Origin of the sequence: Methylobacterium sp. Leaf99, assembly GCF_001422375.1 — a bacterium.
Taxonomy (GTDB): domain Bacteria; phylum Pseudomonadota; class Alphaproteobacteria; order Rhizobiales; family Beijerinckiaceae; genus Methylobacterium.
Genome location: NZ_LMMU01000001.1, coordinates 1,646,131 through 1,672,453, shown reverse-complemented (window position 1 = coordinate 1,672,453; position 26,323 = coordinate 1,646,131). Strand labels below are relative to the sequence as shown.

General features: G+C 70.9%; 26 protein-coding genes and 1 pseudogene. 12 read left to right on the top strand and 15 right to left on the bottom strand.

Translation table 11 applies throughout. The features are described 5' to 3' along the window. Positions 1-3: 3 nt before the first annotated feature. The 4 genes from ASF28_RS07610 to ASF28_RS07595 form a co-directional block, all read right to left on the bottom strand. Entirely contained in the window at positions 4-849 is an 846-nt protein-coding gene (locus ASF28_RS07610; protein WP_056089717.1) for a 23S rRNA (adenine(2030)-N(6))-methyltransferase RlmJ, read from the bottom strand. Positions 850-859: 10 nt separating this feature from the next. After that, positions 860-1,528, bottom strand: a complete 669-nt coding sequence (locus ASF28_RS07605) for a ribonuclease T2 (protein ID WP_200912650.1) — start codon at positions 1,526-1,528, stop codon at positions 860-862. Next, on the bottom strand, positions 1,525-2,004 hold the full coding sequence (locus tag ASF28_RS07600; RefSeq protein WP_056089714.1) for a hypothetical protein: 480 nt from the start codon (positions 2,002-2,004) through the stop codon (positions 1,525-1,527). Before ASF28_RS07600 ends, ASF28_RS07605 begins: the two co-directional genes overlap by 4 nt. A 146-nt stretch (positions 2,005-2,150) precedes the next feature. Continuing rightward, positions 2,151-3,170 (bottom strand): extensin-like domain-containing protein, encoded by a 1,020-nt coding sequence (locus ASF28_RS07595; RefSeq protein WP_056089711.1) that lies wholly within the window; start codon positions 3,168-3,170, stop codon positions 2,151-2,153. 110 nt (positions 3,171-3,280) lie between these two features. Here ASF28_RS07595 and ASF28_RS07590 point away from each other — a divergent pair, with 110 nt between their 5' ends. The 3 genes from ASF28_RS07590 to ASF28_RS07580 all read left to right on the top strand — a co-directional run bounded on the left by ASF28_RS07590 (position 3,281) and on the right by ASF28_RS07580 (position 5,813). Next, positions 3,281-4,516, top strand: coding sequence for an amidase (locus ASF28_RS07590; RefSeq protein WP_056089708.1), 1,236 nt, complete (start codon positions 3,281-3,283; stop codon positions 4,514-4,516). A gap of 171 nt (positions 4,517-4,687) precedes the next feature. After that, complete coding sequence (locus ASF28_RS07585; RefSeq protein ID WP_056089704.1) at positions 4,688-4,984, top strand: helix-turn-helix domain-containing protein; 297 nt, start codon at positions 4,688-4,690, stop codon at positions 4,982-4,984. Positions 4,985-5,060: 76 nt separating this feature from the next. Continuing rightward, positions 5,061-5,813, top strand: a complete 753-nt coding sequence (locus tag ASF28_RS07580; protein ID WP_056089699.1) for a methyltransferase domain-containing protein — start codon at positions 5,061-5,063, stop codon at positions 5,811-5,813. 6 nt (positions 5,814-5,819) lie between these two features. Here ASF28_RS07580 and metW read toward each other — a convergent pair whose 3' ends face one another. Both metW and metX read right to left on the bottom strand, forming a co-directional pair. Continuing rightward, the gene (metW, locus tag ASF28_RS07575) at positions 5,820-6,527 is read right to left on the bottom strand and encodes a methionine biosynthesis protein MetW (protein ID WP_056089696.1); all 708 of its coding nucleotides are present in this window, start codon (positions 6,525-6,527) and stop codon (positions 5,820-5,822) included. Further along, entirely contained in the window at positions 6,524-7,789 is a 1,266-nt protein-coding gene (gene metX, locus ASF28_RS07570) for a homoserine O-acetyltransferase MetX (RefSeq protein WP_274533113.1), read from the bottom strand. Before metX ends, metW begins: the two co-directional genes overlap by 4 nt. A gap of 418 nt (positions 7,790-8,207) precedes the next feature. Here metX and rsgA point away from each other — a divergent pair, with 418 nt between their 5' ends. From rsgA to ASF28_RS07545, 5 genes are all read left to right on the top strand, one after another. Further along, positions 8,208-9,212, top strand: a complete 1,005-nt coding sequence (gene rsgA / locus ASF28_RS07565; RefSeq protein WP_056089692.1) for a ribosome small subunit-dependent GTPase A — start codon at positions 8,208-8,210, stop codon at positions 9,210-9,212. A gap of 8 nt (positions 9,213-9,220) precedes the next feature. Then, on the top strand, positions 9,221-9,631 hold the full coding sequence (locus ASF28_RS07560; protein ID WP_244474925.1) for a hypothetical protein: 411 nt from the start codon (positions 9,221-9,223) through the stop codon (positions 9,629-9,631). Between the two features lie 28 nt (positions 9,632-9,659). Next, positions 9,660-10,109, top strand: a complete 450-nt coding sequence (locus tag ASF28_RS07555; RefSeq protein WP_056089690.1) for a GNAT family N-acetyltransferase — start codon at positions 9,660-9,662, stop codon at positions 10,107-10,109. 85 nt (positions 10,110-10,194) lie between these two features. Further along, on the top strand, positions 10,195-11,319 hold the full coding sequence (locus ASF28_RS07550; protein ID WP_056091410.1) for a pyridoxal phosphate-dependent aminotransferase: 1,125 nt from the start codon (positions 10,195-10,197) through the stop codon (positions 11,317-11,319). Position 11,320: 1 nt separating this feature from the next. Continuing rightward, entirely contained in the window at positions 11,321-12,280 is a 960-nt protein-coding gene (locus ASF28_RS07545) for a prephenate/arogenate dehydrogenase family protein (RefSeq protein WP_244474968.1), read from the top strand. Positions 12,281-12,517: 237 nt separating this feature from the next. On the opposite strand, the gene lpdA is transcribed toward ASF28_RS07545, so the two are convergent. From lpdA to ASF28_RS07515, 6 genes and pseudogenes are all read right to left on the bottom strand, one after another. Continuing rightward, positions 12,518-14,380: a dihydrolipoyl dehydrogenase gene (gene lpdA / locus ASF28_RS07540; protein WP_056089687.1), complete on the bottom strand. Its 1,863-nt coding sequence runs from the start codon at positions 14,378-14,380 to the stop codon at positions 12,518-12,520. A gap of 36 nt (positions 14,381-14,416) precedes the next feature. After that, a pseudogene (aceF, locus tag ASF28_RS07535) lies at positions 14,417-15,736 on the bottom strand (dihydrolipoyllysine-residue acetyltransferase); the annotation flags it as partial. A 118-nt stretch (positions 15,737-15,854) separates the two neighbouring features. Further along, a complete protein-coding gene (gene aceE, locus ASF28_RS07530; protein ID WP_056089683.1) occupies positions 15,855-18,518 on the bottom strand; it encodes a pyruvate dehydrogenase (acetyl-transferring), homodimeric type in 2,664 nt (887 codons plus the stop codon). A gap of 312 nt (positions 18,519-18,830) precedes the next feature. Further along, entirely contained in the window at positions 18,831-19,196 is a 366-nt protein-coding gene (locus ASF28_RS07525; protein WP_055946868.1) for a response regulator, read from the bottom strand. Between the two features lie 153 nt (positions 19,197-19,349). After that, positions 19,350-19,919 (bottom strand): hypoxanthine phosphoribosyltransferase, encoded by a 570-nt coding sequence (hpt, locus tag ASF28_RS07520; RefSeq protein WP_056089682.1) that lies wholly within the window; start codon positions 19,917-19,919, stop codon positions 19,350-19,352. Positions 19,920-19,931: 12 nt separating this feature from the next. Then, the gene (locus ASF28_RS07515) at positions 19,932-20,768 is read right to left on the bottom strand and encodes a zinc-ribbon domain-containing protein (protein WP_082476044.1); all 837 of its coding nucleotides are present in this window, start codon (positions 20,766-20,768) and stop codon (positions 19,932-19,934) included. Positions 20,769-20,976: 208 nt separating this feature from the next. Between ASF28_RS07515 and ftsE the strand changes: the two genes are divergently transcribed. The 3 genes from ftsE to ASF28_RS07500 all read left to right on the top strand — a co-directional run bounded on the left by ftsE (position 20,977) and on the right by ASF28_RS07500 (position 23,603). Beyond that, a complete protein-coding gene (gene ftsE, locus ASF28_RS07510; RefSeq protein ID WP_147709011.1) occupies positions 20,977-21,678 on the top strand; it encodes a cell division ATP-binding protein FtsE in 702 nt (233 codons plus the stop codon). 30 nt (positions 21,679-21,708) lie between these two features. Beyond that, positions 21,709-22,665 (top strand): cell division protein FtsX, encoded by a 957-nt coding sequence (locus tag ASF28_RS07505; protein WP_056089676.1) that lies wholly within the window; start codon positions 21,709-21,711, stop codon positions 22,663-22,665. 158 nt (positions 22,666-22,823) lie between these two features. Next, on the top strand, positions 22,824-23,603 hold the full coding sequence (locus tag ASF28_RS07500) for a YdcF family protein (protein WP_082476139.1): 780 nt from the start codon (positions 22,824-22,826) through the stop codon (positions 23,601-23,603). 18 nt (positions 23,604-23,621) lie between these two features. On the opposite strand, the gene ASF28_RS07495 is transcribed toward ASF28_RS07500, so the two are convergent. The 3 genes from ASF28_RS07495 to hpf form a co-directional block, all read right to left on the bottom strand. Next, positions 23,622-23,957: a hypothetical protein gene (locus tag ASF28_RS07495; RefSeq protein ID WP_056089673.1), complete on the bottom strand. Its 336-nt coding sequence runs from the start codon at positions 23,955-23,957 to the stop codon at positions 23,622-23,624. Between the two features lie 5 nt (positions 23,958-23,962). Next, positions 23,963-24,430 carry a PTS IIA-like nitrogen regulatory protein PtsN gene (gene ptsN / locus ASF28_RS07490; RefSeq protein WP_056089668.1) on the bottom strand — a complete coding sequence of 156 codons (468 nt, stop codon included), beginning with the start codon at positions 24,428-24,430 and terminating at the stop codon, positions 23,963-23,965. A gap of 115 nt (positions 24,431-24,545) precedes the next feature. Further along, entirely contained in the window at positions 24,546-25,169 is a 624-nt protein-coding gene (hpf, locus tag ASF28_RS07485; protein WP_056089666.1) for a ribosome hibernation-promoting factor, HPF/YfiA family, read from the bottom strand. A gap of 232 nt (positions 25,170-25,401) precedes the next feature. Between hpf and ASF28_RS07480 the strand changes: the two genes are divergently transcribed. Beyond that, positions 25,402-26,175 (top strand): lysophospholipid acyltransferase family protein, encoded by a 774-nt coding sequence (locus ASF28_RS07480; protein WP_056089663.1) that lies wholly within the window; start codon positions 25,402-25,404, stop codon positions 26,173-26,175. Positions 26,176-26,323 lie beyond the last annotated feature (148 nt).

Sequence of the window (26,323 nt, the reverse complement as noted above, 5' to 3'; positions counted from 1 at the left end):
CCCCTACGCTTCCGCACCGAACGCCTCGCAGCGGAAGGCGCCGTACTCGGTGCGGGCCAGGCGTTCGGCCAGGGCCGGCAGGAACAGCATCGCCTCCTCGGCCAGGGTCCAGGGCGGGTTGATCACGATGAGGCCGTTGCCGTTGAGCCGGGTCGGGTCGGGTTCGCTGACAAGGAGGTCGAGGCGCAGGGCCGGGCGGTTCAGGGCGCCGTGGAGCTCGGCCACCATGGCGTCGACGAGGGCCACGTCCTTGATCGGATACCAGCCGATGTAGGTCCCCGTCGGCCACTTCGCCACGGCTTTGGCCAGCGCCGCCCCGAGGCGGCCGATCTCGCCGAGTTCCTCGTAGGGCGGGTCGATGAGCACGAGGCCGCGGCGCTCGGGGGGCGGGATCAGGGACCCCAGGGCCGTCCAGCCGTCGAGGTGCAGCACCTTGGTGCGCGAATCCTGATTGTAGCGGTCGCGCAAGATTTCGGCGTCGGCGGGGTGGAGCTCGACGAACACGCCCTTGTCGGTGGCGCGCAGGAATTCGCGGATGATCGCCGGCGAGCCCGGATAGGTGGTGGCGCCGTGGCGCGCTTGGGCCGCCGCCACCGCCGCCCGGTAGGGGGCGAGCAGGCCCTCCACGGCCTCCGGGAACGGCGTGTCGAAGCGGCCCCAGCCCTCCGCCGCCTCGCCCGTGCGCCCGGCCTCGTCACCGGCGAGATCGTAGAAGCCCAAGCCCGCATGGGTGTCGATGGCCCGGAACGGCGTCGCCTTGGCGTGGAGATGCGTCAGCACCCGCGTCAGGACGAGGTGCTTGAGGACGTCGGCGAAGTTCCCGGCGTGGAAGGCGTGGCGGTAATTCACGGGCGCACCTTCAGCGTGCCGCCTCGATGGCGACCTCGCCGGCGCGGCAGTTCTGGCGCGCCACCTCGGGGCAGGGGGTGAAGCCGCGCAGGTCTTTCGAGAAGCAGATGCGGACCTCCTGCAGCCGGCCGCGCTGGCAGGCCACCGACATCATGTCGGGGCGCAGGCCCCGGTTGGCCATGACGAACTGTCGGGCGATCTCGATGGGCGCGGCGCGGGTGTCGGCGCCGGGTTTCTGGAACGCGTCCGGAATCGTCACCGCCTCGCGGGCCGTGCGGGCGGCGCGAAAATAGGCCGCCGGGTCGAGGCCCGAGCAGGTGCCGTGCCGGCGCCACTCGTGGCGGGCGAGGCCCTCGCTCGGATAGATTTCGCCGGCTAAGTCCATGGCCTGCCGCGTCGGCGACCGCTCGACGCCGGAGCAGTTCGACGGATAGCCCCGGGTGTATTGCGGCCACAGGCCGTGGACGACGAAGCCGAGGCCCCGGCCCGGACGGCACTGGCCATCGGCCTCGCGGCGCCCGCCGTCCCCGTCGCAATAGGTCGGCGACCACGACAGGGCGAGGACGTAGAAGTCGAATTCGCCCGGCGTGCCGCGCTGGTCGTAGCCTTGGGCGGTCACCGCACCCGGGCCACCGGCCAACAGCCCGGCGGCCAGGACGGCGCGTGCGAAAAAACTCACGGACGGGCTTCGCGGCAGGCCGTGGCGTAGGCGTAGGCGAGGTTGCGGTCGAGGCCGTGGACGCAGAACTCGATGCCCCAGTCGGCGCCGATGATGCCGAGCCCGTCGCGCACGGAATAGTCGACCTTGCGGCGGACGCCGTCGGAGGTGGTGGCCACCGCGCTGCAGTAGCGCCGGGGCACGAAGTCGAGGCCCCAGGGGCGCCAGGCCGTGCGCTCGATGCGCTCGTAGCCCACGATGGTCAGCGCCGAGTTCCAGAACTTGCGCTCCTTCTCGGCGAAGTTCGTCGAGAGCCGCTCCAGCACCTCGGAGGCCTGGCAGCCGGGGATGTTGGCATCGTAGTTGAACTCGCGCTCCTCGGCGGGGGTGATCTCCTCGCGGCCCGAGCGGGCGAAGGCCGGCTGGAGGGCGCCGGCCAGGACGAGGCCGAGGGCGAAGGTGGTGGCAAAGGTCTTGGAGAGGCGATTCGGGCGCATGCCGGCGATCTTTTGCTGGAGTCCGTACGGTTGCGCGGAACGATGGCCGCTGCCCCGCCGGAGTCAAGCTTGCGCTCTCCGCCGGCCGTCGGTTTCACGCCCCCTGGGGTGCGGGGGGCACAGTGCAGGGCCTCGGGCGATCCGGGTCAGTAGATCGGGCCGGACAGGCCGGGGGCCGACAGGGACAGGGGCTCGCGTTCGAATCCCGGGGCCGGCTCGTCCACGGGCCGGGCCGTGGGAGTCGCGGCGAGGCGGGGCCGGGGGGCCGGCGCGGCGACGTAAGCGGACGGCGCGGACCGGGCGTGGGACGGGGCCTCCACTGGCGCACGGGCGAGGTGGGACGGCGCGCCGCGCAGGTTGTGGGACGTGGGGGCGACGCCGTAGGGATCGTCCTCCTCCACGTCCACGGGGGCCTGGGCCGGGGCCGGCAGGCGCTCGACGGGCCGGGGCCGCGCCACCGGCCGGGCCGTGGCCTCGGCGCCGAGCTGGGGGGTGAACTTGATCAGGGGCTGGCAGATCCGGCGCAGGCCGCGCGGGTCGTGGCGGGCGAGATCGACATGGATGTGGTCGTAGTGGAAGACGTTGGAGCCGGGCGCCAGCACCGTCGAGAAGCGGGCGCAGGCACCGAGAAAGACTTCGCGCAGAAAACCCTGCTCGGCCTCCGTGCCGCGCCAGCCGCCCTTCACGGTGATGACGTAGCCGTCGGCGAGCTTGAACGACATGATGTCGAGGGCGTTGCCGAAGGAATGCTCCGACAACTTCGCGCCGACCTGGTTGTTGCGGCCCCGGCACGCGTAGGTGCCGGCGTTGATCTCGGCCACGGGCTGGCCGAAATACAGGGCGGCGGCCGGCTGGATCGTGTCGGCGAGCCAGGCTTCCGCCTCGGCCAAGGCCGGGCACGCCAGGGTCATGCGCTGCTTGAGGGCGACGCTGCCGCCGCCCATCCGGGTGACCCGGTAGGGCTGGAGCATGCCGCAGACGCCCGGCCCCTCGATGGCCTTGACCGCGGTGACGAACTCGCTCGTCTCGACCAAGCGCTTGGAATTGCAGGCCTGTTCGGTCTGGTCGCGCCAGGGCTCGCGCTGCTCAAACTTGTTGAGCGCACAGCCGGTGAGCCCCGCGCCGAACAGCGCAAGGGCGGAGAACGCGAGAACGCTACGCCACATGATGAGGACGATGCGCGGCTTTGCGTAAACGCTCCGTCAACGCTGCGGATCATGGCCCCGGCTTGTGGATACGTGTTGACAGATCGCGCGGCGGATCGGACTCAAGGCCCATGCAGTCCCTCGTCGATCTTCGCACCCGGCTCAGGGCCGGCACCCTCGACCCGGCCGGCGCCATCGCCCTCGCGCGGGACGCCATCGCGGCGCGCGAGCCGGGGCTCGGCGCCCTCGCCCACGTCGCCTCCGACCCGGCGGTGCCGCGCGACGGCCCCCTCGCCGGCATCGCCGTCGGCCTCAAGGACATCATCGACACCGCCGACATGCCGACGGGGATGGGCTCGGCCATCTATGCCGGCTGGCGGCCCAAGGCTGACGCGGCCATCGTCTCGCGCCTGCGGGCGCTCGGCGCCGTGCCGCTCGCCAAGACCGTGACCTGCCCGTTCGCCAGCCGCGATCCGTCCGCGACGGTGAACCCGCACGATCCCGGGCACACGCCGGGCGGCTCGTCCTCGGGCTCGGCGGCGGCGGTGGCCGCCGGCCTCGTGCCGCTGGCCCTGGGCACCCAGACGGCGGGCTCGGTGATCCGCCCGGCGGCCTTCTGCGGGGTCGCCGCCATCAAGCCGTCGTTCCGCCTGCTGCCGACGGTGGGGGTGAAGACCTTCTCGTGGGCCCTCGACACCCTGGGCCTGTTCGGCGCCGGCATCCGCGACGTCGCCCACGCCCTCGCGCTCCTGGCCGACCGCCCGGCCATCGATCTGGCACCGGGCGGGATCGCCGCCCCGCGCCTCGGCCTCGTGCTCCAGGATTTCGCCGGCTCCGCCGACCCGGACGCCGTGGCGGCCTTGGGCCGCGCGGCCCGTGCGGCGGAGGCCGCCGGCGCCACCGTCACCGATCTCGTCCTGCCGGCAGCCCTCTCCGAGGCCTGGGCGGTCCAGGCGACCGTGCAGGCCTTCGAGGCGCGCCAGGCCCTGGCCTGGGAATACGCCCACCACCGCGACGCCCTCGGGCCGGGGCTGCGGGCCGAACTCGATGGGGCGCAGGATCTCACCGCGGACGCCTACGATTCGGCCCGCCGCACGGCGCACCGCGCCCGGCGCGTCCTCAAGGAGGTTTTTTCCGAGTTCGACGCGATCCTCACCTTCTCTGCCCCCGGCCGGGCTCCGGCGGGGCTCGCCAGCACCGGCGACCCGCGCTTCAACCGTCTCTGGACCCTGATGGGGGTGCCCTGCGTCAACCTGCCGGTGCCGGGGGACGGCCTCCCCTTGGGCGTACAGATCATCGCCCGCTTCGGCGACGACGGGCGGGCCCTCGCCGTGGCGCGGAAGATCGAGGAGAGATTGGCGGCGTAAGAACCGGAGATCTCGAAAGGACAGCGTGCCGATATCAGTCAGGCGGACCGAAACACTCTGCGCGTGTGCTCGGAACCCTCGCTGAGATCTATCGTGCGGGCGCGCATCGGAGAAATCGGGACCCGTGATGGTCGAGGGGCTAGTCGTGCAACCGCTGCGCAGGAGAATGCGATGACGAGTTTCGGCAAGGGATTGATCGAGGCGGCGCATCAAGCCGTCGCCATCGCTGGGGGAGACGCGGATTCCGAAACCTACCGCCTCCATGCCCCCTCACAGATCGACATCAAGGCAATTCGCAAGGCCCTCGACCTGACGCAAACGCAGTTCGCCAGCCGCTTCGGCTTTCCGATCGGTACCCTGCGTGACCTTGAGCAAGGACGCGCCCAACCCGATAGCTCGACGCGCGCCTACCTGCTGGTCATCAGCCGAGAGCCCGCGCTCGTGCAACGCGTCCTCGAATCGGCCTGAGATCTTGGCGTGGCTTGAGGCTGCGCCGCTCGCCGGTTAACGCCACCGCTCACCCCTCAGAAGAACAACCTGCGCGATGCGTTCCTGGAAGCAGGCTGTGGCCCGGGCCTTCGACGGGGCCGAGGGCTATGACGGCGCCGCCGATATCCAGGCGCGGGTGGCCGAGGGCTTGGCCGCGCGCATCGCGGCCCTGCCCCTCGCCCCGGCGCCGCGCGTGCTGGAGATCGGCTGCGGCACCGGGTTCCTGACGGCGGCCCTGCGCCGCCGGATCGCCGCCGGCCCGTACCTCGCCACCGACATCGCGCCCGCCATGGCCCTGCGCTGCCGCGCCCGGCTCGGGTCGGGCGTCGGCTTCGTGGTGATGGATGGGGAGCGTCCCTGCCTCGCGCCCGGCTTCGATCTGATCTGTTCGAGTCTGGCCGCGCAGTGGTTCGAGGACCTGTCCGCCGCCCTGGCGCGGCTCGCCGGACTCCTCGCGCCCGGGGGGCACCTCGCCGTGGCGACCCTGGCCTCGGGCACCTTCGCCGAGTGGCGCCGGGCCCATGCCGAGCTCGGCTTCGAAGCGGCGACGCCGGCCTATCCCGCCGCGGCGGACCTAGCGGCGTTGCGCATCCCGGGATGCACCGTGACGGTGGCGCGCGAGCCCGTGGTCGAGGCGCATGCGGATGGGCGCGCCTTTCTCAACGCCCTCAGGGCCATCGGTGCCGGAACCTCGGACGGCCGGGCACCCCTGTCGCCCGGAAATCTCCGGCGGGTCCTGCGCCGCTTCGACGGGGCGGGGGCTTTGGTCACCTACGACGTCGCGACCCTTCTGGTGCGCCGGACCTGACGCCCCTCAGGGCTGCGCCGGTGCACCGAGCCCGTCGTCCTTGTCCAGGGTCAGCAGGAACACCCCCTGCGCGCCGATGAGGTTCCACACCCACCAGGGCATTGAGAAGCGCATGGGCCGGCCGCGCGCGTCCAGCGCCGTGGCCTTCTCGATCCGCGCACCCACCGTCCGGCACAGGCCGACGAAGTCGCGGATGGTGCAGTGGTGGATGTTCTGGGTCTCGTACCACTCTTCCGGCATCAGGGCCGTGACCGGCATCCGGCCGCGAAAAGCCAGTTCCGCCCGCACGCGCCAATGACCGAAATTCGGGAACGAGATCACCACCTGCCGGCCGATGCGCAGGAGATGCTCGAGGACGATGCGCGGATTGCGCGTCGCCTGGATGGTCTGGGACAGGACCACCACGTCGAAGGCGTCGTCGGGGTAGTTCGCCAGATCCGTGTCGGCGTCGCCCTGGATCACCGGCAGGCCGCGCGCGAGGCAGGCGTTGACGCCCTCGCGCGAGAGTTCGATGCCGCGCCCGTCGATGCCGCGCCGGTCGCGCAGCAGCGCCAGCAGGGTGCCGTCGCCGCAACCGATGTCAAGGACCCGCGCGCCCGGGGCCACGAGACCGAGCACCACGAGGTGATCGACGCGCGCGCTGCCGAGGTCGCCCCGCGGGAGCGAGGCGGCGGCGTCCCAGGGGGTCGGCGCGACGACGCGCTGGGACTTCACAGGCCGCGTGCCCGGGCGGCGGCGTCGATGAAGCCACGGGCCGCCCCGAACATCACCGGCTCGTCGAGGAGGAAGGCGTCGTGCCCCTTGTCGCTCTCGACCTCGACGAAGGCCACCGCCGCCGAGGCCGCGTTGAGGGCATGTACGATGGCGCGGGAATCGGCCGTGGGAAACAGCCAGTCGGACGTGAACGACATGACGCAGAAGCGGGTCTTCGTGCCCCGGAAGGCGTTGGCGAGCACGCCGCCATGGTCGGCGGCGAGATCGAAGTAATCCATGGCCCGCGTCAGATACAGGTAGGCGTTGGCGTCGAACCGCTCGACGAAGCTGAGGCCCTGGTGGCGCAGGTAGCTCTCGATCTGGAAGTCGGCGTTGAACGAGAAGGTCGGGGCCGAGCCGCCCTGGAACCGCCGGCCGAACTTGCGGTGCAGGGCCGGCTCCGACAGGTAGGTGATGTGCGCACCCATGCGGGCGACGCCCAGACCCTTGGCGGGCCGCGTGCCGGCCTCGAGGTAGCGCCCCTCGGCCCAGGCCGGATCGGCCATGATCGCCTGCCGGCCGACCTCGTGGAAGGCGATGTTCTGGGCCGAGTGCCGGGCCCCCGTGGCGATGGGCATCGCGGCGAACACCCGCTCGGGGTAGAGCGCCGCCCATTGCAGCACCTGCATGCCGCCCATGGAGCCGCCGATACAGAGGAACAGGTCCCCGATGCCGAGGCGGTCGAGGAGCATCGCCTGGGCGCGGACCATGTCGCGGATGGTCACCAGGGGAAAGTCGAGCCCGTAGGCCCGATCCGTCGCCGGATCGGGGGAGGCCGGCCCCGTCGAGCCCATGCACGAGCCGACGACGTTGGAGCAGACGACGAAGTAGCGGTCCGTGTCGACGGGCTTGCCCGGCCCGACCAGGGTCTCCCACCAGCCGCGCTTGCCCGTCACCGGGTGGGTGTGGGCGAAATGCTGGTCGCCGGTCAGCGCGTGGCAGATGAGCACGGCGTTGGAGCGGTCGGCGTTGAGGGTCCCGGCCGTCTGATAGGCGATCTGGAACGGGGCGAGGGCCACGCCCGCATCCATGGTCAGGGGCTCGTCCGGGCCGAACTCCGCCACGAGACCCTGGGCGTTCGCTCCCTTGGCTTCCACGGCGTCCTTGGCTTCCACGGCGTCCTTGGCTTCCACGGCGTTCTTGGCCTCGACGACCGGAGGCGCGTCGGCCGTGCGATCGGCCTCGGCGCGGGGCTGGGTGAGGGGATCGAACGACATGGTCATGGCGGGCGGATCTGGGGAAGAGGATCGGGGGTGGTTCCGAAGGGAGCCGCCGATGGTCGCCGGGACAGCGCACTCGGTCCCGGCGATGGCGTGGGCAGGCGGACCCGTCGTGTCGGCTGGAATGCGTATCGGCTGGAAGGGAGGTAGTGTGCGCCCTGCGAAGCGTCAACGAGATGCCACGCGTCACGAAAACCGTGCGTCGTCGGGAGCGGGCGCCGACAGGGTCCGCACAGGGCCGCGAAACGGTGTAGTGATCGCCCATGATCTTGTTCGCAGATGATCGCAACGCCGCCGCGCGCGGGCTCCGGCGCCCGGACGGCCGATTGTACCCGGGACGTCGCCAATCGATTGGCCGACGCCCTGGTTCGTTTCCCGGTGCATCGACCGCGTCCGATCCCCGCGGGCGGCGCGCGCGGAGATCCCGTCCGTGACCGCTCCGTCCGATGCCCTCGCGACCCTGGGATGGTCGCCCTTCTTCGCCGATCAGGTCGGCGACAGGCCGGGCCTGCCCGCCCGCATCAGCATGGTCCATCGCTCGCGCATGAGCGCCATCGGGCCGGACGGTCCGATCAGGATCGCCCTGGCGCACCACACCAACACCGGTGCCTACGCCGTGGGGGACTGGGTGCTCATCGATCCCGCCGCCCGCACCCTGCAGGGCCGGCTGGAGCGGCGGACGCTGCTGGCCCGGCGTGTCGAGGGTTCCAAGGTCCCGCAACTCGCCGCCGCCAATGTCGACACCCTGTTCGTCGTCACCTCGTGCAACGCCGACTTCAATCCGGCCCGTCTCGAACGCTACCTTGCCCTCGCCAATCAGGCCGGGACCGAGCCGGTGATCCTGCTGACCAAGGCCGACACGGCCACGGATGCCGAGACCTACCGCCTTCAGGCCGAGGCCCTCCAGCGCGACCTGCCCGTGCTGATTCTCAACCCCCGCGAGGCGGGCGCCGCCGCGGCGCTGGCGCCGTGGTGCGGTCCTGGCCGGACCGTGGCGCTCGTCGGCTCGTCCGGTGTCGGCAAGTCGACCCTGGTCAACACCCTGGCGGGCGACGACGCGGGCGAGCCGCAGCTCACCGGCGATATCCGCGAGCACGACGCCAAGGGCCGCCACACGACGACGGCGCGTTCCCTCCACGCCATCGCGGGCGGGGGCTGGGTCATCGACACGCCGGGGATGCGGACCCTCCACGTCAGCGACGCGGCCGAGGGAATCGAGACCCTGTTCGCCGAGATCGTCGAGCTGGCGCCCCGGTGCCGGTTCCGGGATTGCACCCACGCGCACGAGCCCGGCTGCGCCGTCCAGGCGGCGGTGGCCGAGGGCAGCCTCGATCCCGAGCGCCTGTCGCGCTGGCGCAAGCTCTTCGACGAGAACCGGGTGAACACGCCGGTCCTGACCGGCCCGCGCGGCAACAAGAAGCGCTGAGCGGTCCGGTGGTCTTCGACCGCGAACGGTTCGACAAGTGCCGGGCCCTGATGGAGCGCGGCGCCACCCCGGGCGAGCGCGCCGCCGGCCGGGCCGCCGCCCTCCGCATCGCCGCCGCCGCCGGTCTGACCCTGGCCGAGGCCGAGGCGTTCGGCGCGGCGCGGCGGGACACCGCGACGCCGCGCCCGGCTCCGACCTACGCCTGGCAGGCGCCCAAGGCCCCGCCCGAGCCGATCACCGTCGCGGAATTGCAGGCCCAGAAGCTTGCCGCCGAGACGCGCCGGCGCAAGATGGCGGAGCGCGAGGCGCGGCGCCTGCGGGCCGTCCATGCCGAGCAGGAACGTCAGAGTGCCGCCGCCCGCGCCGCGCAGGCGGAGCGCGACCGGGCCTGGGCCGGGACCCGGACCGGCGGGACATAGATCGGCGGGACAGGGATCGGAACGCGCATTGGGAAGCCGCCACGGCCTGGAAATCCGCGCCGCGAGCGCCGCCGATGCGCCGGGCCTCGCCGTCCTGCTGGCTGAGGCCGGGCTCACGATTCCGCCCGACTCCCTCGCCGAGCGCCTGGAGGCCATGCGGACCGGGGCCGGTGTCGCGCTCATCGCCCAGGAATGGGGACCGCCGAGCGGCCTCGTGATGCTGCACTGGTACCGGACCCTCACGGAGGCCCGGCCGGTGGCGCAGGTCACCGCCCTGTTCGTGGGGGCCGAGCAGCGCCGTCGCGGCCTCGGGCGGCTCCTGATCAAGGCCGCTTCCCAGGCCGCCCGCATGGCCGAGTGCGATACCCTCCAGCTCGTGGCGTCGCCGGAACTGACCGACCTCGACGCATTCTGCCGCGCCACCGGCTTCGCCCCGGGCGGCCCCGGCTTCGTCCGGCCCCTGCGCAAGGGACGGTGAGCCACGCCCTCTCCTCGTCAAGGCCGGCAAGCTTTGTTAGACGGTGGCCTTAGCGATCACCCCGGCCCGTTTCATGTCCTCCGCCATGTCCCCTGACACGACCGCCTCCGCCCGCCCGGTGCCCCGTCCGGGCGTCCTCGCCATCGAGGCCTACGTGCCCGGCAAGAGCGGCGCGCCGGGGGCGCACAAGGTCCACAAGCTCTCCTCCAACGAGACGCCCCTGGGACCGAGCCCGCAGGCTCTCGCCGCCCTTCAGGAGGCGTCGGGCAAGCTCGAACTCTATCCGGACGGCACCTCGGCGCGCCTGCGCGAGGCCATTGGCCGGCGCTACGGCCTCGACCCCGCCCGCATCGTCTGCGGCGCGGGCTCCGACGAACTCCTGTCCTTCCTCGCCTATGCCTACATGGGCGCTGGCGACGAGGGCATCTTCTGCGCGCACGGCTTCCTCGTGTACCGGATCGCGATCCTGGCCGCCGGCGGCACCCCCGTGGTGGTGCCCGAGCGCGACCTCACGGCCGACGTCGACGCCATGCTGGCCGCCGTCACCCCGCGCACTAAGATCGTCTACCTCGCCAACCCCAACAACCCGACGGGCACCTACCTGCCCTTCGACGAGGTCCGCCGCCTGCACGCCGGCCTGCCGCCCCACGTCCTCCTCGTCCTCGACGGGGCCTATGCCGAGTATGTCCGCGCCAACGATTACAGCGCCGGCCTCGACCTCGTGCTCGAATCCCTGAACGTGGTGATGACCCGGACCTTCTCGAAGATCCACGGCCTCGCTTCCCTGCGCATCGGCTGGATGGTCGCCCCGGCGGAGGTGGCCGACGCGGTCAACCGCATCCGGGGCCCGTTCAACCTGTCCGGACCCGGCATCGCCGCGGGCGCCGCGGCCATCGCCGACGAGGCGCACGTGGCGGCGGCGATCGCCCACAACGACACCTGGCTCGCCTGGCTCGCCGAGGCGGTGACGGCCCTCGGGCTCACGGTGACGCCGAGCGTCGCCAACTTCGCGCTCGTGCATTTTCCCGACGCGGCCGGGCGCACGGCGGCGGAGGCGGACGCGTTCCTGACGGCGCGCGGGATCATCGTCCGGCGGGTCTCGTCCTACGGCCTGCCCCATGCCCTGCGCGTCACCGTCGGTAGCGAAGAGGCCAATCGCGCCTTCCTCGCCGCGCTCACCGACTTCGTCGGGGCCGCGCCCCGTGCCTGAGATCGACACGCCCGTCACCGGCGACCCCGTCATCGGCACCCTCGCCATCGTCGGTCTCGGGCTCATCGGCTCGTCCATCGCCCGGGGCGCACGGCAGTACGGGCTCGCCCGGACCATCGTGGCCGTCGACCGCGACTGGGGCGTTCTGGAGCGCGTGCGGGCGCTCGGCCTCGCCGACACGGCCACCGACGAAGTCGCTGCCGGCGTGGCGAACGCCGACCTTGTGATCCTATGCGTGCCGGTGGGGGCCGTCGGGGCCGTGGCGGAGGCCATGGGCGGAGCCTTGAAGCCCGGCGCCATCGTGTCCGATGTCGGGTCGGTGAAGGCCTCCGTGGTCGCGGCCGTGGCGCCGCACCTGCCCGACGGCGTCGCCTTCGTGCCGGCGCATCCCGTCGCAGGCACCGAGTATTCCGGCCCGGATGCCGGGTTCTCGACCCTGTTCTCCGGGCGCTGGTGCATCTTGACCCCACCGGACGGCACGGATGCGGCGGCGAGCGCCCGGGTCCAGGCGTTCTGGGAGGGGCTCGGCGCCATCGTCGAGACCATGACGCCCGAGCACCACGACCTTGTGCTCGCCATCACCAGCCACGTGCCGCACCTCATCGCCTTCAACATCGTCGGCACCGCCGCCGATCTGGAGGCGGTGACGCAGTCGGAGGTGATCAAGTTCTCCGCCGGCGGCTTCCGCGATTTCACCCGCATCGCCGCCTCCGACCCGACCATGTGGCGCGACGTGTTCCTCACCAACAAGGACGCGGTGCTGGAGATGCTCGGGCGCTTCAACGAGGACCTCGCGGCGTTGGCCCGCGCCATCCGCTGGGGCGACGGCGACGCGCTCCACGAACTCTTCAGCCGCACCCGCACCATCCGCAAGGGCATCGTCGCCATGGGCCAGGAGACGGCGGAAGCCGATTTCGGCCGCGCCCGGTCGATTTCCGACAAGGCCCCGCCCGCCGTCTGAGATTCCGGATCGCGCCTCCGCGTCGTCGGCCCTGGCGAAGCGCGAATGCGACACCAGGGCGACACACGGGGTCTGACCGAACCCGAAGGGACCGGTCGCAGGCCGCGCCTCTGTCCGTGCCGATGACACGGCCGTCCCCGTCCCCCGGGCCGGGTGGCCCGGAGGGTGCGTTGAGCCCGAGTGGGGGGATCTTCGGGCGACGCGGTCTCCCGGACGCAGCGGGGATCTCGAAGCCTCTCAGTGGGCCTTCTTGGCCCCGTCCTTCCTGGGCATGTAGAGGTCGGTGATCGTCCCCTCGAAGGCCTCGGCCGCGAGTCCGATCGTCTCCGACAGGGTCGGGTGCGGGTGGATGGTCAGGCCGATATCCTCGGCATCCGCTCCCATCTCGATGGCGAGTGCCGCCTCCGCGATGAGGTCGCCCGCCGACGGCCCGACGATACCGCAGCCGAGGATGCGGTCGGTCTCGGGGTCGAACAGGACCTTGGTCAGGCCCTCCTCGCGCCCCAGCGCCAGGGAGCGCCCGGAGGCCGCCCAGGGGAACACGCCCTTGCCGACCTTGATGCCCTTCGCCTTGGCCTCGTTCTCGGTCATACCGACCCAGGCCACCTCCGGGTCGGTGTAGGCGACGGACGGGATCACCTTGGCATCGAAGACGCTGGTCCTGCCGGCGGCGACCTCGGCCGCGACCTTGCCTTCATGGGTCGCCTTGTGGGCCAGCATCGGCTGCCCGACTACGTCGCCAATGGCGAAGATGTGGGGCACGTTGGTTCGCATCTGCTTGTCGACGGCGATGAAGCCGCGCTCGTCCACGGCGACGCCCGCCGCCTCCGCGCCGATGCGCTTGCCGTTGGGGCGACGTCCCACCGAGACCAGCACCTTGTCGAAGATGTCGGTCGCCGGCGCGGTGCCGCCCTCGAACGAGACCTTCAGGCCCTCCGGCGTCGCCTCGACGGCGGTGACCTTGGCCTTGAGGTGGATGGCCTCGTACTGTTTCTGGATGCGCTTCATCAGCGGCGTGACCATGTCCTTGTCCGCACCCGGGATGATCTGGTCCATCAGCTCGACGATGGTCACCTTCGAGCCGAGCGCGTGGTAGACGGTCGCCATCTCCAGCCCGATGATGCCGCCGCCGATCACGAGAAGACGGGCCGGCACGCCGTCGAGTTCCAGCGCCCCCGTCGAGTCGATGACCCGTGGGTCGTCATGCGGGATGAACGGCATCTGCACCGGCTCGGAGCCGGCCGCGATGATGGCGTGATCGAAGCCGATGATTCGGGTCTGGCCTTCGTGCTCGACCGCGACCTGATGGGGTGAGACGAAGCGGGCCTCGCCCGTCACCACCGTGACCTTGCGCTGCTTGGCGAGGCCGGTGAGGCCGCCGGTGAGGCGCTTGACCACGCCGTCCTTCCACGCACGCAGTTTGTCGATGTCGATCTGCGGCGCGGTGAAGGAGATGCCGTGCGCCGCCATGGCATGGCTCTCGTCGATGACCTTGGCCGCGTGCAGCAGGGCTTTCGACGGGATGCAGCCGACGTTGAGGCAGACGCCGCCGAGGCTCGGCCAGCGCTCGACGAGCACCACGGACTGGCCGAGATCGGCCGCCCGGAACGCGGCGGTGTAGCCGCCCGGTCCCGCGCCGATGACGAGCACCTGCGCCCGCATCTCCTCGCCGGAGACGGGCGCCGCACCCTTGGGCGCGGGGGCCGTCCGGGCGCCGTTGCCGCCCTGGGTCGCGGCCGAGCCGTAGCCGGCCTGCCCCTCGCCAGGGGCATGGGCGTGGGCGCCGGTGGCCGGCGCCGAAGCCGCTCCGCCCGTGCTCGTGGTGTCCGTCACCGTGGGCTTGGGCGCGCCCGTGGCGGCGGCGGCCCCCGCCATCACCAGGATCAGGTCGCCTTGGCTGACCGTATCGCCGGCCTTGATCTTCACCTCCGCGACGGTGCCGGCCACCGGGGACGGGATGTCCATGGTCGCCTTGTCGGATTCCAGCACGATGATCACGTCGTCGATCGCGATCACGTCGCCGGGGCTGACGCTGACCTCGATGACGGGCACGTTCTTGAAGTCGCCGATATCCGGCAGGTGGACGTCGTTGCTGCTCATGGTGTCACCTCACTCTGTTCGCGCTTCCGGGCTTCGTCAGACGACGAGGCGACGGACGTCCTCGAGGACGTGGGCGAGGTGGCGGGCGAAGCGCGCGGCGAGCGCCCCGTCGATGACGCGGTGGTCGTAGGAGAGCGAGAGCGGCACGATCAGGCGCGGCTTGAACTCCGTGCCGTTCCAGACCGGACTCATCTTCGAGCGCGCGACGCCGAGGATGGCGACCTCGGGGGCGTTGACCAGGGGCGTGAAGGAGGTGCCGCCGATGCCGCCGAGGCTGGAGATGGAGAAGGTCGCGCCCTGCATGTCCGCGGCGGCGAGCTTGCCCTCGCGGGCCTTCGCCGAGATGGCGCCGAGATCGCGGCTGATCTCGATGATGCCCTTGCGGTCGGCGTCCTTCACCACCGGAACGACGAGGCCGTCCGGCGTGTCCACCGCCACGCCGATATTGTAGTATTGCTTGAGGATCAGCGCGTCCTTCTCAGGGTTGAGGGAGGCGTTGAACTCGGGGTGCTTGCGCAGGGCAGAGACGGCGGCCTTGATCAGGAAGGCCAGCAGGGTGACGCGGTAGCCCTTGTCCTTGAGCTCCTTGCCCTGGTTGTCGAGCTCCTTGCGGTAGGCGTCGGTCTCGGTGATGTCGGACTCGTCCTGGTGGGTGACCAGCGGCACGTTGAGCCAGGACCGGTGGAGGTGCGCGCCGGAGATCTTCTTGATCCGCGACAGCGGCCGGGTCTCCGTCGGGCCGAACTTCGAGAAATCCACGGCCGGGATCTCGGGGATGCCCATGCCGCCGCCGGAGAACGCGGCCGTGCCGGAAGCGCCGGGCGCCGGGGCGGCGGAGCGCGTGAGGTGCCCCTTCACGTCCTCCTTGGTCACGCGGCCCTTCTCGCCGGTGCCTTTGACGGCGGTGAGGTCGATCCCGAGTTCGCGCGCCAGGCGGCGCACGCCGGGGCTGGCATGGACCTGCGAGAAATCGGGGATGTTGCCGGCCGGTGCGGAGCTCGGAGCGGCGCGCGGGGCCGGGCCGGAATCTGGGGCCGGCTCCTGCTTGGCCAGCAGCGCGGCGCCGTCGGCGCCGGCCGGGGCCTCGGCGGCCTTCGCGGCGGCGGCCGTGTCGCCCTTGCCCTTGAACACCAGGAGCGGCGAGCCTTCGCTGACCTTGTCCCCGAGCTTCACCAGGATCGTCTCGACCACGCCGGCGCTCGGCGAGGGCACGTCCATGGTCGCCTTGTCGGATTCCAGCGAGACCAGCGGATCGTCGGGCCCGATCGTGTCGCCCTCCTTCACGTGGATCTCGATGATCGGAATGTCCTTGAAGTCGCCGATGTCCGGGATGTTGATCTCGATGCCCACTGCGCAGTCTCCCTGGGTGAAGCGGGGCCTCTTGCGGGCCCCCTCGTCCGGTCTCTGTTCGAGGTGAAGGGTCGAAAACTCGAAGGCGCCGGCCGCCGGAACGGGGCGGCCGACGGGGCGCGGATCAGACGGTCCAGGGTGCCGGCCGGTCCGTGTCGATGCCGTACTTGGCGATGGCGTCCGCCACGGTCTGGGCCGGGATCACGCCGTCCTCGGCGAGGCTGTGCAGGGCGGCGACCACGACCCAGTGCCGGTTGACCTCGAAGAAGTCGCGCAGGCGCGCCCGGTAATCCGAGCGGCCGAAGCCGTCGGTGCCGAGGACGCGATAGCGGCCCGGAACCCAGGTGCGGATCTGGTCGGCGAACAGGCGCATGTAGTCGGTGGCCGCCACCACCGGGCCGGTGCGGCCGGAGAGACACGTCTCGACGTGGGAGAGGCGCTTGTCCTCAAGGGGGTGGAGCAGGTTCCAGCGCTCCGCCGCCATGGCATCGCGGCGCAACTCCGTGAAGCTCGGACAACTCCAGATGTCGGAGGCGATCCCGAAATCCTGCTCCAGCAGGGCGGCGGCGGCGATGACCTCGCGCAGGATGGTGCCGCTGCCGAGCAGCTGCACCCGCTGGCCCTTCGTCGTCTCCGGTCCGCCCTCGCGGAACAGGTACATGCCCTTGATGATGCCGGCCTCCGCGCCCTCGGGCATGCCCGGGTGCTCGTAGTTCTCGTTCATCACCGTGAGGTAGTAGAACACGTCCTCCTGCTCGGCATACATCCGGCGCAGGCCGTCCTGCACGATCACGGCGACTTCGTAGGAGAAGGTCGGGTCGTAGGAGACGCAGTTCGGGATGGTCGACGAGATCAGGTGGCTGTGGCCGTCCTCGTGCTGCAGGCCCTCGCCGTTGAGGGTGGTACGCCCGGCGGTGCCGCCGATGAGGAAGCCGCGCGCCCGCATGTCGCCCGCCGCCCAGGCGAGGTCGCCGACCCGTTGGAAGCCGAACATCGAGTAGTAGACGTAGAACGGGATCGTCGGCGCGTCGGAGTGCGAGTAGGAGGTCGCGGCCGCGATCCAGGACGACATGGCGCCCGGCTCGTTGATGCCCTCCTGGAGCATCTGACCGTTCTTGTCCTCCTTGTAGTACATGAGCTGGTTGGCATCCTCCGGCCGGTAGAGCTGGCCGACCTGGGAGAAGATGCCGAACTGGCGGAACATGCCCTCCATGCCGAAGGTCCGGCTCTCGTCGGGCACGATCGGCACGATGCGCTTGCCGATGTTCTTGTCGCGCAGGAGCGTGTTGAGGATGCGGACGAAGGCCATGGTCGTGGAGATCTCGCGGCCCGCGGTCTCCTTGAGCTGGGCCGAGAACGCCGAGAGCGGCGGGATCTCCAGGGCCTGCGACTTCTGCCGCCGCAGGGGGAGGGGACCGCCGAGGGCCTCGCGCCGGGCCATGAGGTAGCGGTGTTCGGGGCTGCCCTCGGGGAACCGGATGAAGGGGATCTCCTTCAGCTGGTCGTCCGTGAGGTCGATCTGGAAGCGGTCGCGGAACTGGCGCAGCACCGCCTCGCCCATCTTCTTCTGCTGGTGGGTGATGTTCTGGGCCTCGCCGGACTCGCCCATGCCGTAGCCCTTGACGGTCTTGGCGAGGATGAGGGTCGGCTGGCCCTTGTGCTTGGAGGCGGCGCTGTAGGCCGCGAAGACCTTGCGCGGGTCGTGGCCGCCGCGGGTCAGGCGCCAGATGTCGTCGTCGCTCCAATCGGCCACCAGGGCCGCCGTCTCCGGATACTTGCCGAAGAAGTGCTCGCGGACGTAGGCGCCGCTCTTCGACTTGAAGTCCTGATACTGGCCGTCGACGCATTCCTCCATGAGGCGCGCCAGCATGCCGGTGGTGTCCTTCTGGATCAGGGCGTCCCAGCCCGACCCCCACAGCACCTTGATGACGTTCCAGCCGGCCCCCCGGAAATCGGCCTCGAGTTCCTGGACGATCTTGCCGTTGCCGCGCACCGGCCCGTCGAGGCGCTGGAGGTTGCAGTTGATGACGAAGACGAGGTTGTCGAGTTTTTCACGCGCGGCGAGGGCGATGGCACCCAGGCTTTCGGGCTCGTCCATCTCGCCGTCGCCCATGAAGGCCCAGACCTTGCGGCCGTCGGTCTTGGCGAGGTCGCGGTGGTGCAGGTAGCGCAGGAAGCGGGCCTGGTAGATCGCCATCAGGGGCCCGAGGCCCATGGAGACCGTGGGGAACTGCCAGAAATCCGGCATGAGCCAGGGATGCGGATAGGACGACAGGCCCTTGCCGCCGACTTCCTGGCGGAAGCCGAGGAGCTGTTCCTCCGTGAGGCGGCCTTCGAGGAAGGCGCGGGCGTAGACGCCGGGCGAGGAATGGCCCTGCACGTAGATGAGGTCGCCGCCGTGATCGGCGTTGGCTCCGCGCCAGAAATGCATGAAGCCGGTGTCGTAGAGCGTCGCCGCCGACTGGAAGCTGGCGATGTGGCCGCCGAGCTCCGAGGAATCCTTGTTGGCCCGCAGGATGATCGCGATGGCGTTCCAGCGGATCGCCGAGCGGATGCGGTGCTCGATGGCCCGGTCGCCCGGATGCGGGTCCTGGTTCTGGGGCAGGATCGTGTTGAGATAGGCGGTGTTGGCCGAGTACGGAACCGGGGCGCCCTTCTTGCGGGCTCCGTCGATGACCTGCTCGATCAGGTAATGCGCCCGCTCCGGCCCGTCGACGTCGAGAACGCCGTCCAGCGAATCGAGCCATTCCTGCGTCTCGACGGGGTCGAGGTCGCGGCTACGCTCCATAGTATCCTCCCTGGTGGTTCTTGAGCGGATCAGGCGCGTTCGCCCGCTCTTTGTCAGTATGATTTTGCAGGAAGCGGACCAAGTCTAGTCCATTTAAATTAAACCGATGAAACAAAGACTTGAATGATTTTTGTGGTTTGCCGCAGTGCGGTATCCCGCCCGGATCGGCCGCCTGCTGTCCGAAAGTTCGGACAGGGTTCCGTGTCCGGCGCGACGGACAGGGCGATCCTCATACGGGGGGAGCCCACGCGCCCGCGCAGCCGCGAGCGTCGCTCGGGCTTTCCCAACCGTCGACGGGGGAAGGGGCGCCGTTCAGGCGGCCAGGGCCCGGTTCACGGTGGAGCGAAGATCAGCGAGGGAGAACGGCTTCGTCAGCACGTCGGTGACGATGGCGTCGAGGCCCCGCGCCCGCTCGCGCTGATCGGCAAAGCCCGTCATCAGCAGGATCGTAAGGTTGGGAAAATCGCGCTTGGCCGCGAGCGCCAGGGCGATCCCGTCCATCAGCGGCATGCGGATGTCCGTGAGCATGAGATCGAAGGCCCCGTCGGCCTCCGTGAGGCGGTCGAGTCCGTCGCTGCCGTCCGTGGCGGTCACCACGGCGTGGCCGTCGATTTCCAGGCCCCGCTTGAGGAAGCCCCGAACCGTCTCTTCGTCATCCACGAGCAGGATGCGCGCCATCTCTCGTCAGGTTCTCTTGAATGGGAGGAATGTCAGTCACGCAAGCGGAGAGCCGCGCTGTCAAGGGATGGAACCCGATATGGGTTCCCGCGCGGACTTTTTCTCGCATCGAATCGTGGTGTTCAACGCGATGATGCGGGCACAAGGCCCGATTCAGGTGCCGCCGAACAGATCCGGCTCGGGGCTGTCGTAATCGACGAGGCCGACGAAGGGCAGTTGCCGGTAGGCGTGGGCCACATCCATGCCGTAGCCGACCACGAACACGTCGGGGCAGGTGAAGCCGACGAAGTCGGCGTCGATGGTGACGGCGCGCTTGCCGGGCTTCTCGAGAAGCACGGCCGTGAGCACGCGCTTGGCGCCCCGCGCCATCAGCAGATCCTTGGCGAACACGATGGTGCGGCCGGATTCCAGGATGTCGTCGATGAGCAGCACGTCGCGCCCGCGCACCTCGCTCTCGACGTCGCGCAGGATCTCGACCTGGCCCGACGAGACCGTGGCGGTGCGATAGCTCGACAGGTGGACGAACTCCGCCTGCGGCTCGAGCCCGGTCCGGTGCAGCGCGCGCAGGAGGTCGGCGGCGAACATGAAGCTGCCCTTGAGCACCGCCACCACCAGCAGATCCTGGGGCTTGGCCGCCGCGATGGCGGCGGCGAGTTCCTCGGTGCGCCGGGCGATGGCGGCTTCGTCGAAGAGGACGCGAACGCGTCGGGAGGGAGTCGTCATGGGCACTTCATATCACGGGTGACGGGCGCTGGCACCGGCTTTGGCATTCGCGGACCCGTCCGGGCGCGGCCCCCCGTCGGCGCGGGAGGCGAAGCGCACCGACACCGCGCGCGCCTCGGGGGGCGGGGCCTGCAGGCTGGCGCGGAAGCGGGCCGTCTCGCGGTTCTCCAGGGTACGGCGCGGCGCGGCCACGCTCCAGCGGTAGAGGGTCTGGTCGCGCCCGTCGCGGACCTCGATCTCGATGGGCGGCACCGGCGCGCCCTCGGCGGCGACCCCGACCACGTCGCCCTCGACCACGAGCTGGGCGCCGTCCCCCTGCGTCTGGAAGGCGACGACGTCGCGCAGGTCGAGGCCGCGCAGGTTCACCGGCAGCCCGATGCGGGCGTAGAGCCCGGCGCTCTGGGGCATGGCCCGCACCACGGTGGTGCGTCCGAGGACGGCGAGACCGAGCCCCGCCACCATCGACAGGCCGATGGCCGCACCCGGCGACAGGCGGGCGCGCCTTGGCGCCTTCACCGGGGCTCTCGGCCGCGACCGCGGCTCCGGCACGGGGGCGTCCGCCGGCTCGTCCGGCCCGGGATCGGGGACCGGGACATCCTCGGCCAACGCCGCCTCCCAGGCAGCGAGGGAGGCTTGGGCCTCGGCACGCGCCTGCGCATCCTCGGGGCCGGCCTGGACCGCCTCCATCATGGCGGCCGTCATCTCGGCTTCGATGGCGGCGGCGACGTCCTCGGGGGAGATGAACCAGGTCTCGCGGCAGGCGGCGCAGCGCACGGAGCGCCCCTCCGCACCGACGCGATCGGTGTCGATCACATATTCGCTTGCGCAGGACGGGCAGACGATCAGCATGGCGAATCGGCGCCCCGGGGTCTCGATCGGCAGTTGCCGGCTCGGTCAAAAAGACTCACACGGTTCTGCGCGAACGCGGTTAACCGTCCGTGAAGCGGGCGCCGCGGTCATGCACCGCGGTTAGGGCGGATGGGGCAAGGTCGACGGGTCAGGACCGAAGGGTCAGGACCGACGGGGCAAAACGGATGGGGGGAGCGTGGCGGATCGGGTGAATACGGGAAGCCTGCTGTCCGGCGCCGAGGAGCCGGTGGTCCAGTTCGAGAATGTCGGGATGCGCTACGGCCTCGGCCCCGAGGTGCTCAGCGACGTGAGCTTCCAGATCGCGCCGCGCTCGTTCCAGTTCCTCACGGGGCCGTCGGGGGCGGGCAAGACCACGCTCCTGCGCCTCATCCTCCTGTCGGTGCGTCCGACGCGGGGGCTCGTGTCGGTGTTCGGCGAGGAGGTCAGCGGCATCTCGAGCGAGAAGCTGACGGGCCTGCGCCGGCGCATGGGGGTGGTGTTCCAGGACTTTCGCCTCCTTGACCATCTGACCACCTACGAGAACGTGGCGCTGCCCCTGCGCGTCCAGGGCCGGGCCGAGACGAGCTACCGCGCCGAGGTCGTCGAATTGCTGCGCTGGGTGGGCCTGGGCGAGCGCATGCACGTGCTGCCGCCGCTGCTGTCGGGCGGCGAGAAGCAGCGCGCGGCCATCGCCCGCGCCCTCATCGCCCGTCCGGAACTGCTGCTCGCCGACGAGCCTACGGGCAACGTCGATCCGGGACTCGGCCGGCGCCTCCTGCGCCTGTTCATCGAACTCAACCGCCTCGGCACCTCCGTGCTCATCGCCACCCACGACTTCGCCCTGATGGACCTCGTCGATGCCCGCCGGCTGGTCCTCGGCGAGGGCCGCCTCGCCGTGGAGCGCCCATGATTCCGGAGCGTCCATGATTCCGGAGCATTCATGAGCCAGGCCGTCTCCCCGCCGCGCGTCGCGTCGCCGCCCCCATCCCCGCTGCCCGCGACCCTGCGGCGCAACGCGCCCCTGGTCCCGACGGATTCCTCGGCGAGCCGGGCGCTCGCCGCCGTCATCGCCATCCTCACCTTCCTCGCCGCCCTGTGCGCGGGGGCGGCCGAGATCGTCGCGTCGAGCGCCGACCAGTGGCAGGGCACCGTGGCCCAGGAGGTCACCATCCAGGTCCGCCCGAGCCCCGGACGCGACCTTGACGCCGACGTCGCCCGGGCGGAGACCCTGGCCAAGGCCACCCCCGGCATCGCCTCCACCCGGGTGTTCTCGAAGGCCGAGGCGGAACGCCTGCTGGAGCCCTGGCTCGGCAGCGGCCTCGACCTGTCCGACCTGCCGGTGCCGCGCCTCGTCACCCTGCGGCTCGCCGAATCCGCCCGGCCCGACCTGAAACCCCTGCGCGCGTCCCTCGCGGAGGCGCTCCCCGGCGTCGCGAGCCTCGACGACCACGCCCTGTGGCTGCGCCGGCTCTCGACCATGGCCAACACCTTCGTGGGCGTCGGCGTCGGCCTCGTCGCCCTCGTCCTCGTCGCCACGGGCCTCGCCGTGGTCTTCGCCACCCGGGGCGCCATGGCGGGCAATCGCGAGGTGGTGGAGGTGCTGCACTTCGTCGGCGCCGACGACGACTTCATCGCCCGGGCGTTCCAGCGCCGGTTCTTCCGCCTCGGCCTGCGGGGCGGCATCATCGGGTCCTTGGCGGCGCTCCTGGCCTTCGCCCTGGCCGGGCTCCTGGCCGGCGCCTGGCGCACGGGGCCGGCGGGGGAGGAGATCGAGGCCCTGTTCGGCGCCTTCCACATCGGCTGGCGCGGCTATGCCAGCGTGCTCCTCATCGGGGTCATCGCCTCCGTGGTCACCGGCATCGTCTCCCGCCTCACCGTGCGGCGCTTCCTCGCCTGACCGGGCCTCGGGGACGATTCATCCCCAACGCATGCCGTCGAAAGAGCTCCTTCGCGGAGGACCGGAGCGCGTTAACCCTTCGTGAACCTTTCCGGGACGAGATACTTGCCTCGTCGATGCCCCAATCCAGGCTATCCTTGCGGAGAATGACGACGCAGATGTCAGGCAGCCACACCATGAGGCCCTCCGAGGCTTTCGGCTGGGCCTGGACCGACGCGACCTTCCGTTCGGCATCGGCCCTTCGCGTGCCGGTCCGGTCCCTGGGCCGCACCCTGCGGGCGGGCCTGGGGCTCGCCGGTCTCGGCGGCGTGGCCCTGTTCGGCGGCTTCCTCGCCTTCGTCGCCTGCGTCGAGCGCGACGAGAGGCCCCTCGACGGCCGGGCCGACGGTATCGTGGCGCTCACGGGCGGCGCCCAGCGCATCGGCGACGCCATCGACCTTCTGGCCAACGGCTACGGCCGGCGCCTGCTCATCACCGGGGTCAACGAGCGCACCAGCCGCGACGAGATCGCCCGCCTCAACCCCACCCAGCGCCACTGGATCGATTGCTGCGTCGATCTCGACTACCGGGCGCGCAACACCATCGGCAATGCCATCGAGACCCGGCGCTGGATGCGCCTGCACCGGTTCAGCACCGTCGCGGTGGTGACGTCGAACTACCACATGCCCCGCACCCTGGTGGAGCTCGACCACGCCCTGCCGGGCATCGAGCGCGTGGTGCCCTATCCCGTGGTGGCCGAGGGCTTCGATGCCGGGCGCTGGTGGCAGCATCCGTCGGCGGCCCGGCTCCTGGCGTCGGAATACCTCAAGTTCCTGGTGGCGTGGGTCCGGACCCGCTTCGAGGACGACCCCGAGCGTTCGCGCGCCGCGATCCTCGTCGGCCGCGGCAAGCCCATCAAGATGGTGGCCGAGCCCCTGCTCCTGCGCGGCCAGCGATAGACCCGCCGGCCCCCGGCCTCAGAGCCCCCTGCAGCGGCCCTTGATCAGGCCCGAAAACTCCTTCTCGGAGCCCATCACCTGGGCGAGGCGCTCGCTGCGCTCGGCCCCCGACAGGCAGCGGCCGTAGACGCTCGCCACGCGGCGCATGGTCTCGACGTGGCGGCGCCAGATCCGGCACAGTTCGGCGTCGTCGCCGCCCGTCTGTTCGAGCTGGTCGATGGCCTGGCGCTGCATCGAGCTCGCGACGAGGACGTCGCGGGCGCAAGCCGTGTCCATCGGGCCGGCCCCGGCCGGAACGCTGAGGGCGAGGCAGCCGAGGACCACGGCCGACCGGAGGCGTTGGGGAAACGGCATCGCTGTCACGCCGCCTGGGAGGCCGACGTGTGGGTCAGGAGGGCGTAGAGGGCGCTGGCGTCGCGGGCGGCGCGAATGCGGTCCAGGATGCCGGGCTCGCGCAGGAGGCGGGCCACCTGGGCCAGCGCCTTGAGGTGATCGGCCCCGGCCCCCTCGGGGGCGAGGAGCAGGAAGGCGATGTCCACGGGCTGGCCGTCCAGGGCGTCGAAGTCCACCGGACGCTCCAGGCGGGCCACGAGGCCGAACAGCCGGTCGAGGCCCGGCAGCTTGCCGTGGGGGATCGCCACGCCGTCGCCGATGCCGGTGGAGCCGAGGCGTTCGCGCTGCAGCAGGGTCTCGAACACCTCGCGCTCGTCCAGGGCCGGCAGGTGGCGCACGGCGTGGGCGCTCAGCTCCTGAAGGATCTGCTTCTTGGCGCGCGCACGCAGGGACGGGACAACGGAATCCGGATTGAGGAATTCCAGCACTGGCATGAAAGACCGCCGCCCTTTCGGCGGCGGCCGGATCGGCCACCGCGGAGTAAAAGGTCGGGCCGCGCGCGGCCCAAGGGATCAATCGCCGGGTCCGAGGTCCGTTCCGGTCAGGCGCTCAAGCGTTGGCGTCCACCGGATCGACCCAGCCGATCGCTCCATCAGTGCGGCGGTATACGACGTTGATGCGTCCGGTGCCAGCATGAACGAACACGATCACCGGTGCGCCCGTCAGGTCGAGGGCGGTCACGGCCTCGCTCACCGAATGGCGCTTGAGGGTCTTGGTGCTCTCGGCCACCACGGGCGGATGATCCGCCCCGTCATCGAGGTCGCCGCCGTCGAGGTCCTCGTCGTCGTCCGCCGCCTCGGCCGCGCTCGGATCGGCGAACACGGCGTAGGCCGCCTGCACGGTGGCCCCCTCGTGGGCGGCCGCACCGTGGTCCTTGAGCCGGTGCTTGTAGCGGCGCAGGCGCTTCTCCAGCCGGTCAGCGGTCTGCTCGAAGCTCGCATGGGCGTCGTGGGCGGCGCCGGAGGCTTCCAGGGTCAGGCCCGAAACGAGGTGCAGCACGCAATCCGTCCGGTAGGCCGTCCCGTCCCGCCGCAGGGTGACGTGGCCCGAGCAGGTCCCGTTCATGTGGCTGTCGAGGTATTTCGAGAGGGTCGCCGCCATCCGCTCTTCGACCCGGCCCCGCAGGGCTTCGCCGAGGTCCAGGCCATGGCCCGTGACGCGTAGTGACCCCATGTTCCCTCCGGTTTTGTTGCCGTTGCGGATCGAGTTAAGGAGCCTGCGAAGGAGAAGTCAACGAAGTCGATGGCCCGCATCGAATGGGCTGCCCGAGTGCATCGCGGCGAAACTGCCATCCCGTTCCGGGGGACGGACGTTTTCTTGTCGCCCGACAGGTCCAACACGCGCGAAAACCCTTTAAAGGGAGCGCGGGCCGCGCCGGGCGCGGGCGCCTCCAGTCTGGTTCCCGATGCTCATCCTCCGTTCGATCGCCTTCAACCTCGCCTTCTACCTCGCCACCAGCCTCATCGCGGTGTTCGGGCTGCCGGCCCTCGTCTCGCGTCGGGCGGTCATCCGCCTCGCGCAGGGCTGGGGCAACGTCACCCTGTGGCTCCTGCGGGTGGTGGGCGGCATCACCGTGGAGTTCCGGGGCCTCGCCAACATCCCCGCAGGGCCGGTTCTGGTGGCGGCCAAGCACCAGTCCGCCCTCGAGACCCTCGCCCTCGTCACGGTGTTCCCGGACTTCGCCTATATCCTCAAGCGCGAGCTTCTCTGGATTCCCCTCGTCGGGTGGTTCCTGTCGCGCTCGGGGATGGTGGCCATCGACCGCTCCAAGGGCTCGCGCGCCATGGCGGCGATGAACGAGGCCGCCGCCGACGTGATCCGCGAAGGGCGCCAGCTCATCATCTTCCCCGAGGGCACGCGGCGCCCGCCCGGCGCGGCGCCCGCCTACAAGCTCGGGATCACCCATCTCTACGCCACCCTCGGCGTACCCTGCCTGCCGGTCGCCCTCGACACCGGCCTGTACTGGCCCCGCCGCAGCCTAATGCGCCGGCCCGGCACCACGGTGATCGAGTTCCTGCCACCGATCCCGCACGGCCTCGACCGGGCGCGCTTCCTCGACACCGTGCAGGCCCGGATCGAGACCGCCTCCGACGCCCTGCTGGCCGCCGGTCGGGCCGATCTCCTGGCCCGGGGCCATACCGTGCCGCCCCCCGTGCGGGATACCTCGCCCACCGCATGAGGGGCGGGCCGCTCCGAAGACGCGGGCCCGTTTTGTTCCCCCTCGATGGCCTCCGATGTGGGCGCCGTTCTTGACGGTAACCCTTCGTTAAGAGTATCCGGAACAAATAGCGAACGAACGAGCCCTGTCCCGGTCCGCTACCCCGCGG